A 12,102-nucleotide genomic window follows, 5' to 3' on the forward strand; every position below is an offset into this window, starting at 1 on the left:
CCGATGCACAACAAAGCAAAATAAAAAGGAGAGACAATACATGGCGCAGTTACCACAGGAATTTCTGACCCGCATGCAGGACATGCTGGGCGATGAATTTGATGCATTTTTAACTTCCTACGACGCACCCCGCACAGCCGGGCTGCGTGTGAATACAAAAAAATGCCGGACCGAAGATTTCCCGCCGCTTGTTCCGGGAACGTGGAAGAAAATTCCGTGGATTCCAAACGGCTATTTCGTGCCGGACGGCATGCGCATGGGCCAGTCTCCGCTGTATGCGGCAGGCGTCTTCTATCTGCAGGAGCCAAGCGCCATGACCCCGGCGTCCCGCCTCCCGATCGAACCGGGTGAACGTGTGCTCGATCTCTGCGCCGCACCGGGCGGCAAGGCAACCGAGCTGAATGCGCGCCTGAAAGGAACCGGCCTTCTCGTCGCCAATGACATCAGCAACGCCCGCGCCAAAGCACTGCTGCGCAATCTGGAGCTGTTCGGAAGTGAAAACGTGCTTGTCACCAATGAGACACCGGCAGGCCTTGCAGACGTCTTCCCGGGCTTCTTCGATAAAATCCTCGTGGATGCACCGTGCTCCGGCGAGGGCATGTTCCGGAAAGATGAGGCAGTCATCGGCACCTGGACCCCGGAGCGGCCGGATTTCTTTGCGGATCTGCAGCGCGAGATCACCTCGAATGCTGTCAAAATGCTGCGTCCGGGCGGCCTCATGATGTATTCGACGTGTACCTTCGCCCCGCAGGAGGACGAGGGAACCGTTTCTTTCCTTCTGGAAAACTTCCCGGAAATGGAACTGATCGAGATGGAAGGCTACGAAGGTTTTTCAAAAGGCAATCCAGTCTGGGGAAACGGCGATCCGGAGATCGAAAAGACCGTGCGCATCTGGCCGCATAAAATGAACGGCGAGGGCCATTACCTTGCCCTGTTCCGCAAAAAAGGCGAAGCCATTCCTTATGAGACAGAAGAAAAACCGATCGAAAAGAAAAACAAAAAACAGAAAAACCGGAAAAAAGACCGCGGAACGGAAGCACCGGGTCCGTCGAAAGCAGAAAAACAGATCCTTTCCGATTTCCTGTCCCGGATGACAGCACCGATCCCGGTGGAGGAACTGGAAGTCCGCGCCGGAAAAGTATACCATTCCCCGTCCCTGCCGGATGGCGTGCGGAATCTTCATTTCCTGCGGAACGGTCTGTATCTCGGTGAACTGAAAAAAGACCGTTTCGAGCCGTCACAGCCGTTTGCCGTGACACTCTCCGCGGACAAGTTCAAAGATTACATGAATTTAAAGGCAGATGACGAGCGTACCGAAAAATATCTCCACGGTGAGACAATTTCCGTAGAGCCGGGAGAGACCGCATCGCCGTCGGGCTGGAAGCTGGTCTGCGTCGATGGATTCGGCCTTGGATGGGGCAAACTGGTCAATGGAACCTTGAAAAATAAGTACCCTGTTGGATGGAGAAAGTAGAAAAATCATGCCAGTTTTTGCAGGAAAAACGTCGAAATATTACAAAGTTATTAACAGAAATTAAAAAAGACTTTCATTTCAGACATACTTGTGTTATAATGGCAAAGTACGGCGGGAAAAAAGGCCCATTTTCCGCAGTAACTTGGAGTGACAATCAGCAACAGAACGTAATAAGTATGAGGTGTACGACATGAAAAAAAAGAAATTATTCAGCCTGGTTTTGGCCACAGTGCTTACGGCAGCAACCGTTCTGCCATGCTATGGTGCCAGTACAAAGGAGAAAATTTCAAATGCTCAGGCAGAACAGGCTGCCGCACAGTCTCAGCTTGACAGCATACAGAGCAGGATTGACGAACTCAATTCCAAAAAGGGACAATCAGAAGAATATCTTTCCGAACTGAACCAGCAGCTGGACGATCTGCAGAACCGTCTGCAGGAGCTTCAGGATCAGTATGATGCGAAGCAGAACGAACTGGTACAGATTCAGGCAGATCTGGAAGATGCAAAAGCAAAAGAAGAAGAGCAGTACGAGGCGATGAAGCTCCGTATCCAGTATATGTATGAAAATTCTTCCGGAAACGGATACATGGCAATGCTCTTTTCTTCCAAAAGCATTTCAGAGCTGATCAGCCGGGCAGAATACATACAGAAAATTTCCGATTTCGACCGCGATCTTATGCAGGAGTATGAAGACACGGTAGACCAGGTAAAAGAAAAAGAAACACAGGTGCAGGAAGAGCAGGCAGCGATCGTAGAACTGCAGCAGCAGAGCAGCGATCAGCAGGAAGCAATCCAGGAGCTGTACGCAGCAGCTTATCAGGAACTCCGTACCTACTCCGCAGAGCTGGACGATGCAAAATCCAGCGAGAGTGCACTGGTAGATGAAATCAACAGCAAAGCAGATGCAATCAACGACCTGATCCGTCAGGCGAAAGAAGAGGAGATTGCAGCGCAGAAGAAAGCAGAAGAGGAAGCAGCCGCAGCAGCCGCCGCACAGCAGGCTGCCGCAGAAGCTGAGGCAGAGGCCGCCAGAAAACAGGCAGCCGAGGCCGCAAGAGTCGCAGCCGCAGAAGCAGCAAATGCCGCAGCGAAAGCAGATACCGATACAAGCAGCAGCTCCGGAAGCAGTTCTTCGGACAGCAGCGCATCCTCCACGACAACGGGGAGTCCATCCGCGTCAGATACTTCCAGCAGCTCCTCCAGCGGAACATACCTTGGAAGATTTAAACTGACAGGCTATTGCTCCTGTTCCATCTGTACCGGACAGTGGTCCGGCGGATCCACCGCGAGCGGAACCACACCGACCGCCGGCAGAACGATCGCCATGGGCGGTGTACCATTCGGAACGAAACTGATGATCAACGGCCAGGTTTACACGGTAGAAGACCGCGGAACCGCTTACGGCCACGTAGACATCTTCTGCAGCAGCCATTCCGAGGCGCTGAGCTTCGGCGTGCAGTATGCAGATGTATATCAGCTGAGCTGAGAAACAAAGATAAGAGATATGCCGGAACAGAACTTCCGGCATATCTCTTTTTTTGACTTTCTCAGAAACTGTCATTCTAAAAGAACACCAAAAAGGCCGCAAACCCGTGTGAAATGTACCTTTTGAAGCAATAATAAAAAAAATTAAAAAAATTTCAAAAAAGGTGTTGACATTCCTATAGACATCATATATAATAGCTATTGTTGACGGACGAGAGTTCAGAAAACAAATAAAATCGAAGCGTGGCTCAGTTTGGTAGAGCGCTGCGTTCGGGACGCAGAGGTCGTGGGTTCGAATCCCGTCGCTTCGACTGGAATGAAAATGCCGAAAGCCTTGACAATCAAGAGCTTCGGCATTTTTTCGTATGTCAGAAAGAGAACAGGAAACAGTACACGAGGAGGAAATTTTTGTGAAAGCATTATTTTTTGATATTGATGGAACGTTACTGAGTGAGATTACAAAAGAAATTCCGCAGAGCGCGCTCGATGCATTGAAAAAGACAGCGGAAAAAGGAAATCTTACGTTTATTAATACCGGCCGCACCTGGTCGGAGCTGCCCGAGGAGCTGAAAAAGCTTCCGTTTTCCGGATTTCTGTGCGGCTGCGGGACCTATCTGCGCCGGGACGGCGAAATCCTGATGCATCAGACGATTCCGAAAAAGCGCTGTGAGGAAATCCCGGTTATTTTAAAGGAGTGCAGGATCGGCATGATTCTGGAGGGAACGGATAATGTTTATTTTTCGTCGGAGGTATCCCGTTTTCGGGAGGTCGAGCAGACCCGTGCCTATTTCGCTGCTGTCGGAATCGGACTCGCGGAGACAGCGGAGACAAAAGGAATCATTTACGATAAATTTTGTATCGTAACCGATGCACAGTCTGATATAGAACGTATGTACCGTGAATTTGAGCAGGAGTTTGATATCATGGATCGCCGCGGCGGTGTATACGAAATCGTTCCGCACGGCTGCAGCAAAGGAACAGCTGTGGACTATGCGCTGAAACAGTTTCAGCTGGAGAAAGAAGATGCATACGTATTTGGCGACAGCAGCAACGACCTTACCATGTTCCGGTGCGGCGCACACACCATTGCGCTTGGAAAACATGATGAGATTCTGGATCCGTACACAGAGTACGTAACCGATACCGTCGAGCGGGACGGCGTGGCAAAGGCGATGGAGCATTACGGATTGATCTGACAGAAAAAAAGAAAGCGAAGGGGCGCATTTGAAAAGAAATTTTCAGGTGCGCCCCTTTGGTTGCAATTTTCTGAAAAAGGAAACAAGAAAAGCAGCGTCTGAAAAGGTATGTGCATTGCAAAGTAAAAAATTTCATGGTAATATAAAAATGAGTTTTTATGTATATTTGTAATGATACCAGGAGGTGAGCGTTCAGAAGTTCCATGGAAACAGAAAAAAATCAGATAAATAAAAAAAGCCTCAGATACCGTTTTACAGCAGGAACGATCGGAGTAAGTGTCTGGCAGCAGGAATGAATGCTCACTTGGCAAAGCCTATAAAAATTGAAAACATAAAGAGAATTTTGTATGAATATTGTGTGTAGTGGCTGCAACTTCTCAAATCCGTATACCTGTTTTTCACGTTTTGTAGGATATTATAACGTAAATGTAAAACTGGCAGGGACAGGTTCTCTGTATACAGATAAAAGCAGGATAATGAAGCATAAAACAGAGAGAGGATTTTTATAAAATGGAAAAGTATGAAGACAAAATATATTCTTTAGGTGAGGCTGTAACGGGACAGACACAGGCTATGTCACAGGCCGTACAGAAAACACTGGAAAATAATGGCGGGGTAGGTATAATGACAGGATCTTATGACCAAAACCTGTCTATTTTGTCTGTGAATAATCTGCTGTTGCATAGTACAGGATATACATTCGATACTTTCATGGAACAGACAAAAGGCTCATTGAGAAACTTCTTTTATGACGAGGAAGATAGACAGGAGCGAGACCATTTTTTGCAGCTTCACGGAACAGGGGAAGCACAGATCCTTACAGCAGACGGTACAGTGAAAAATGTACGGCTTTGTAAAGAGGATGCGACAGATGAGGCGGGCAGACAGATCTGGGTTATGTCCGTACAGGTCAACTGGGATCATGTAAATTTGACACTGCTCAATGAGGCTATCTGTTCCGGCTTCTGGTATTTTGACTGTGACGAAAACAGTGAGATTGTGAATGCAAACTGGAGTCATGAATTCCGAAAAATGCTTGGCTATCATGACACTCTGGACTTTCCGAATAAACTGGAATCCTGGTCAGATCTTCTGCATCCACAGGATAAAGAAAGAGTAATGGTGCAGCTTCAGGCGGCAATTAAGGATAAGACGAACCAGATAAAATACCAGGTAGAGTATCGTATGAGAATGAAGGATAATCAATACCAGTGGTTTCGGGCATCGGCAGAAGTAATACGCCGTCTGGATGGTTCTGCCAGCAGGATTGCCGGGATTTTTATTAATATTGATGCGGAAAAAAAAGAGGCCATGCAGGCACAAAAATCTGCTGCTTTCCACCGGGCTTTTACGAAAGCAGATTTGTGTGAGTATTATGTAAATCTGGAAGCGAATACTTTTGATACCTTTAAGGTTGAACCGTCCCTGATGACAGTCTTTGAACAGAGTCATACATGGGATGAACTGATCCGTCATTTTGTGGATTCCTATGTTGTGGAGACAGATAAGAAGGCGGTATCCTCTTTTTACGACCGTGGTTATATTGCAGAAAGGCTGAAGGGTCTGGAAACCGAATTGGCTTTAGAGTGCCGTATCACTCTGAATGGAGAAGAACGATGGGTCCGCAATGTGGTCATACGTGGCGAAATAGAGGATTCAGAATATGCCATGATCTTTCTGCGTGATATCACAGAGACAAAGGTAGAGAGCGCACGGCATCTGCAGATGGCAGCGGATAATGCTTCCATGGAGCAGCTGATTCAGAGTATTGTGCGTCTGGTTGACCGCTTTGTTGTCTGTGATCTGGAAAATGACAGATATGAATTCTATAACCTGAATGGACAGATGCTATATAAACCTCTGGGATTCTATCATGATTTTCAGATGCAGGTTCTTGAAAAGTATAAGACACTGGAAACATTGGAAACTATGGACATCCTGATCGCACCGGAAAATATCCGGAAGAATCTGAAAAGTGAAAATGATATTTATAAGTTTGAGTACTGCAGCCTGGATGAAAAGACTTATAAGATCGCTTCTTATATTCCTTTGGAATGGAAGAATGGAAAGCTGGAAAAGGTATTGCTGGCATCCATGGATGTGACACAGGAGAAGAAAGCAGAGATTGAATCCCGTCAGGCACTGAAAGAGGCTTACCGGTCTGCAGAAAATGCAAACCGTGCGAAAACAGAATTCCTTTCCAATATGTCCCACGATATCCGGACACCGATGAATGCCATTGTCGGCCTGACAGCAATTGCAGGAGCAAATATTGAGAGCCAGGACAGAGTCATTGAATGTCTCAGCAAAATTACAAAATCAAGCCGTCATCTGCTGGGGCTGATTAATGAAGTGCTGGATATGGCACGTATTGAAAGTGGAAAAATGACGCTGGCACAGGAGGATTTCAATCTGCCAGATCTGGTGGATAATCTTATAACACTCACAAAACCGGTGATTGATGAACATAAACACAATTTAGATATACACATTAATCACATTGAACATGAGAGTGTCTGTGGTGACAGCCTGAGAATCCAGCAGGTATTTGTGAATCTGATGAGTAATGCGGTCAAGTATACACCGGATGGCGGGAATATTACTTTTTCTATAGAGGAAAAGCCAAACGGATTTTCGGAACTTGGATGCTATGAATTTACGATTGAGGATAATGGGATCGGTATGTCACCGGAATTCCAGAAAATCATGTTTGATCCTTTCAGCCGCGCAGATGACCATCGGACAACCAGAGTCCAGGGAACAGGTCTGGGAATGGCAATCAGCAGAAATATTGTGAACCTGATGAATGGTAATATTAAAGTGGAAAGCACCTTACATAAGGGAACTAAAATTACAGTAACAATTTATCTGGAACTTCAGGAAAAAGAAAAAGAACAGGACAGAAATCTGATGAATCTACCTGTTCTGGTTGTGGATGATGATAAGACATGTTGTGAAAGTACAGTTGCCACATTGAAGGAGATTGGAATTACAGGCGAATGGGTTCTCTCCGGCAGAGAAGCCGTTGAGCGCTGTTATGCACATCATGAGCTAAAAAATGATTACTTTGCTGTTATTTTAGATTGGAAAATGCCGGATATGGACGGAATTGAAACAGCCAGACAGATCCGGAAACGGATAGGGAAAGAGATTACCATTATTGTACTGACATCTTATGAATTCAGCGAGATCGAAGAAGAAGCAAAGGCTGCAGGCGTAGATGCTTTTATTGCAAAACCGCTGTTTCGTTCCCGTTTGACGGCTACATTGCGGCAGTTTACTTCTGGCAGAAAAGAAAAAACAGCAAGAAATTATCTGGATGAGCTGTCTGAAGCAGATTACACAGGAAAAAGAATTCTGCTGGTCGAGGATAATGAGTTAAACAGAGAAATTGCCGTTGAAATTCTGCAGATGACAGGGGCGGAAGTGGAAACGGCAGAAAATGGAAAAATTGCAGTTGAAAAAGTAGAAGCTTCTCCGAAAGGCTTGTATGACCTTATTTTTATGGATATCCAAATGCCTGTCATGAATGGTTATGAGGCAACCGCAGCAATCAGGAGCCTTCCGGGTGAACAGGGAAAACTACCGATTGTTGCCATGACAGCAAATGCTTTTGCAGAAGATGTACAGCTGGCAAAAAATACAGGCATGAATGGACATATCGCGAAACCGCTGGATATGAATAAGCTGAATGATGTTCTGGAAAACTGGCTGTAATTGTTTCCTAATTATTGAATTAATGATTTTATCAGGAAAGAATGAGGAAAATACGAGGATGAAAAAGGCAAAACAATGTCTGATAGCATTACTGTCAGGTGTGCTTTTAGCAATTACTGTTTTGTCTGGCTGTGGACAATCTCAAAAAGCAGTATCTAAAAATGACGATCACCTTACCGTGTATCTGTGGGAAAATCGTTTAATGAAAAATATTGTACCCTATATCCATGAGCAGTTTCCAGATCAGGATATTGAGTTTATTACCGGTAACAACGATACCGATTTATATAGCTATTTTGAGGAACATGGTGAACTGCCGGATATCATAACCGTACGTCGATTTTCTGGAAAAGATGCACAGGATCTAGAGCCATATCTAATGGATTTTGCTTCTTATGACGTGGTTTCCAGGTATTACTCCTATGCATTGCAATATTATAAAAATTCAAAAAATGAGATTCAGTGGCTTCCTATCTGCGGTATACCGCAGACGATTATTGCCAACAAGACATTGTTTGAACAGTATGGAATCAAGATACCGAAAAACTATAAGGAATATGCACAGGCATGCCAGCAATTTTATGATAATGGTATAAAACCGTATTCCCTGGATCTTGCAGAAGACTGGTCTGCTCATGAGGTGATTCAGACAGGTGCAATTGGGGAATTTATGAGTCTGGATGGAATCGAATGGAGAAGCTCAGCTGAAAGTGCATCAGGGGATATCGCGTTTGATGATGCGTTATGGAAACGTATTTTTTCAGAAACCAATACATTTTTGAAGGACTCACATTTTACAAATGATGATATCAGCGTCGATATTAATACTGCAACGCAGATGTTCCTTGAGGGAAAAGCAGCAATGTTTCATGGTTATCCGGCACTTATGCAGGAATTTCAGGAACAGATGGATGCAGAATTAACTCGTATACCGTTTTTTTCACAGATTTCGGATGAAGCTTTTATAAATATGACCCCTTCTCTGAATATTGCATTTAACAAAGAACTGGAAAAAGATCAGGAAAAACTGGACCTGGCATTCGATGTCCTGGAGTGTATGATTTCAAAAGAAGGACAAACATTGATCGCAGATGGAAAGGGTGTAATTTCATTAAATGTAGATGTTCCAAACATGATGGAAGATGTACCTGGCCTTGAAGATGAAATTAATAATAATTCTGTTTATATCCGATATTCTGCTCAAAAATCATTTGATGCCAGTCTTGAGGCTGTTCACGGATTATTGTCAGGGGAAATGGATGAAACACAGGCTTATGATGCTTTTCGCAGCACAATGAACAGTAAGGATTCAAAAGAAGAAACCACAGTTAATTTTGAAAATGAATATTCCATTTCGCTAAATGATAAAAACGGTCGTGATGCGGCATCTTCTATTTTAACTACGATTAGAGAAGAAAAGGATGCTCAGCTGGCTTTGGCACCATATTATTATTTTACTTCCTCCATTTACAAAGGGGAGTGTACCTGCAGCCGGGTTGGTCTGATGACAGCAAAGAGTTCAGATACACCATTATACCTGGCAAAAATCAATGGCAAAGAGATTTATGAACTTGCGGAGAAATATCTTGCTGATTCTGATGAGAAATTCCATATAACCAATAAATATGAATTACCAATTGCATCCGGTATGAAAATAATCGTCAGGCAGGAGGAAAACGGATTCTCATTAAAGGACATAGAAGTAAATAAGAAAAAAATCGACAAAGAAAAGGAGTACTCTATTCTTCTTACAGAAACCACAATGTCTGTTTTGAAAAAAATAAATCCGGAATGTGAGATCAGGCGGCTTGGTAACACAACATTATCAAGTGCATGGACCGCAGCAATGGAAAACGGACAGCAGCCGTCAGCACCGGAAGATTATATAGAGGTTGAAAAATAAAAGTGGGAACAGAACAGGCGAAAACAAAAAGAAAAAAGATGATAGTACCATTGTTCTTTTTAATTCTTATCTTTTTAAACTTAATTTTTGTAAAGCTCCTTTTGAACAGGATGAACAGCTATATCGCAGAAAACGGGAAAAGCAGTATGGGAGCAGTTGTTGAACAGATACAGCAGACCTATGATCTGCAGGTGAATGGATACTACAGTCGGCTGCATATGCTTGAGGATTTTCTTACTCAAGAGGGAGTGAGATCTATTGAACTGGATAGAAACAAGAAGTTCTTTGAGGCATGGCAGAAAGAATCTGAAAGTACACTTATATTTCTCCAGGAAAATGGAAAGGCAATAACCACTGATGGAACAAAACTTCGGGTTGACATGCCAAGTAAACTTTTGTTGGATTTGAGGAACGGATATAATATTGGAAAATTGGTTACTCTTGATTACAACCAGAAGAAAAAAGATGGTTATCTGGTTGCAATTCCATGTCAGGAATATACGATTAAGGGGGAAACTTATACGGCAATTGGAACCTTGTATGATCATTCAAAATTAGATTCCATGTTAAGTGTGAAAAGCTATAACGGGAATGCGTATCTGTTTATGCTGGATAACGACGGAAATATTACTTATACAAATCAGAAAGAAGATAAATTTTTCAGGAACTATTTCTTGTTAAAGCATTTAAAAGGAGATCAGGCTATCACTGAGGAAGAGGCTGATTCTCTTCAAAAAAAGCTGGATGGCAGAGAACAGGGGGTAGAACTTGTGGAAAGTGACAAACCTTACTATCTGGGATACTGTCCGATAGAAAATAATAACACCATGCTGATTTGTATTGTAGAAAAAAGTGTTGTAGATAATGTACTGAGAGATTATCAGAAAACAATAGTGTTTGAAACAATACTCATGGCAGGTTTTATACTTTTGCTTTTTGCCGGATTATTCTACAGTATTTCCAGACGCAGTCTTGCTGAGCAAAAAGCTGAATACGAAAAAAGAAATAATGAGATTCAGACGCAGGCAATGAAGGAAATGGAGGAGTCCAATAAAAAACTGAAAAAAGCAAAGAACATTACAACGGAAGCCTTGCAGACCGCTGAAAATGCAAATAAGGCGAAAACAGATTTCCTGTCCAATATGTCACATGATATTCGTACACCAATGAATGCAATTATCGGCATGACATCATTGATCAGACATGATGCCGGTAATAAAGCGAAAGTAATAGAGTATGCAGATAAAATAGACATTTCATCACAGCATCTGTTAGGAATCATTAATGATGTTCTGGATATGAGCAAAATTGAGGCAGGAAAAACAGTTTTTAAGTATACCGATTTTTCCATCTTGGATTTTATTACAGAACTCAATACCATATTCCATTCACAGATAGACGAAAAAAATCAGACTCTTACAATCATAAAAGAAAACATCCGGCACGAGTGGGTGAACGGAGATCAGGTTCATCTGATGCAGATTTTCAGCAACTTGGTTTCTAATGCAGTGAAGTACACGCAGGAAGGTGGAAAAATTCAGTTTCTGGTAGAAGAATGTGAGACAAAGTCATCTGTCTACGCAAAGTACCGTTTCTTGGTCAGCGATAATGGCATGGGAATGTCGGCAGATTTCAAAGATACAATTTTTGATGCTTTTACTCGTGCTGAAAGTTCTATGACGAATAAGATACAGGGAACTGGTCTTGGAATGGCTATTACCAAAAATCTGGTTGAAGCAATGGGAGGCACCATTGATGTGGAGAGTGAACTGGGCCAGGGAAGCTGTTTTGAGGTTCTTATAGATCTGAGAATAGCAGAAGATAGATTTGTTTCTTCAGCAGAACAGGCAGAAAAGGATGAACCGGCTGGCAATGTCCTGAAAGGAATGAGGTTTCTGTGTGCAGAGGACAATGAGCTGAATGCAGAAATCCTGATGGAATTGTTAAAGATTGAGGGTGCAGAGTGTACAATCTGTGAAAATGGTAAAAGGGTCTTAGAGGCATTTGAGCAGTCTGCTCCGGGGGATTATGACATGATCCTGATGGATGTGCAGATGCCGGTTATGAATGGTTATGAGGCAACAAAAGCAATCCGAAGAAGCTCCCATGAACTGGCAAAGACAATTCCAATCATTGCTATGACCGCCAATGCGTTTTCTGAGGATATTCAGCATTCTCTGGCAGCTGGTATGAATGCCCATGTTTCAAAACCGGTTGAGATGAAGGTACTGGAAAAGACGATCAGAAGCATAAAATCCGGCGGGGGGCACCGAAATGCAGCTCATTGAACAGTGACAAATGGATATGGAAAAGAGCTGATGAAAGAA

The 12,102-nt window shown here is 43.5% G+C and carries 6 protein-coding genes and 1 tRNA gene; all 7 read left to right on the forward strand.

Going from position 1 to position 12,102, the window contains the following annotated elements; translation table 11 throughout:
- Positions 1-40: 40 nt before the first annotated feature.
- The 7 genes from DWY63_RS03950 to DWY63_RS03980 all read left to right on the forward strand — a co-directional run bounded on the left by DWY63_RS03950 (position 41) and on the right by DWY63_RS03980 (position 12,063).
- Positions 41-1,474, forward strand: coding sequence for an RsmF rRNA methyltransferase first C-terminal domain-containing protein (locus DWY63_RS03950; protein WP_117509592.1), 1,434 nt, complete (start codon positions 41-43; stop codon positions 1,472-1,474).
- A gap of 190 nt (positions 1,475-1,664) precedes the next feature.
- On the forward strand, positions 1,665-2,960 hold the full coding sequence (locus tag DWY63_RS03955) for a PcsB-like coiled-coil domain-containing protein (RefSeq protein ID WP_117761688.1): 1,296 nt from the start codon (positions 1,665-1,667) through the stop codon (positions 2,958-2,960).
- Positions 2,961-3,196: 236 nt separating this feature from the next.
- Positions 3,197-3,270 (forward strand) — tRNA-Pro (locus tag DWY63_RS03960).
- Positions 3,271-3,369: 99 nt separating this feature from the next.
- The gene (locus DWY63_RS03965) at positions 3,370-4,155 is read left to right on the forward strand and encodes a Cof-type HAD-IIB family hydrolase (RefSeq protein ID WP_242857168.1); all 786 of its coding nucleotides are present in this window, start codon (positions 3,370-3,372) and stop codon (positions 4,153-4,155) included.
- A gap of 510 nt (positions 4,156-4,665) precedes the next feature.
- Positions 4,666-7,872: a response regulator gene (locus DWY63_RS03970; RefSeq protein ID WP_117801397.1), complete on the forward strand. Its 3,207-nt coding sequence runs from the start codon at positions 4,666-4,668 to the stop codon at positions 7,870-7,872.
- A gap of 58 nt (positions 7,873-7,930) precedes the next feature.
- Positions 7,931-9,775 (forward strand): ABC transporter substrate-binding protein, encoded by a 1,845-nt coding sequence (locus DWY63_RS03975; RefSeq protein ID WP_117801398.1) that lies wholly within the window; start codon positions 7,931-7,933, stop codon positions 9,773-9,775.
- Between the two features lie 146 nt (positions 9,776-9,921).
- Positions 9,922-12,063: an ATP-binding protein gene (locus DWY63_RS03980; protein WP_117801526.1), complete on the forward strand. Its 2,142-nt coding sequence runs from the start codon at positions 9,922-9,924 to the stop codon at positions 12,061-12,063.
- The last annotated feature ends 39 nt before the right edge of the window (positions 12,064-12,102 follow it).

The organism is Blautia sp. AF26-2 (genome assembly GCF_003460955.1).
GTDB lineage: Bacteria > Bacillota > Clostridia > Lachnospirales > Lachnospiraceae > Fusicatenibacter > Fusicatenibacter saccharivorans.

What these genes read in the sequence shown, in the direction of transcription:
- DWY63_RS03950 (WP_117509592.1), top strand. Translation starts at nt 41, where the DNA reads ATGGCGCAGTTACCACAGGAATTTCTGACCCGCATGCAGGACATGCTG.
- DWY63_RS03955 (WP_117761688.1), top strand. Translation starts at nt 1,665, where the DNA reads ATGAAAAAAAAGAAATTATTCAGCCTGGTTTTGGCCACAGTGCTTACG.
- DWY63_RS03970 (WP_117801397.1), top strand. Translation starts at nt 4,666, where the DNA reads ATGGAAAAGTATGAAGACAAAATATATTCTTTAGGTGAGGCTGTAACG.
- DWY63_RS03975 (WP_117801398.1), top strand. Translation starts at nt 7,931, where the DNA reads ATGAAAAAGGCAAAACAATGTCTGATAGCATTACTGTCAGGTGTGCTT.
- DWY63_RS03980 (WP_117801526.1), top strand. Translation starts at nt 9,922, where the DNA reads ATGGGAGCAGTTGTTGAACAGATACAGCAGACCTATGATCTGCAGGTG.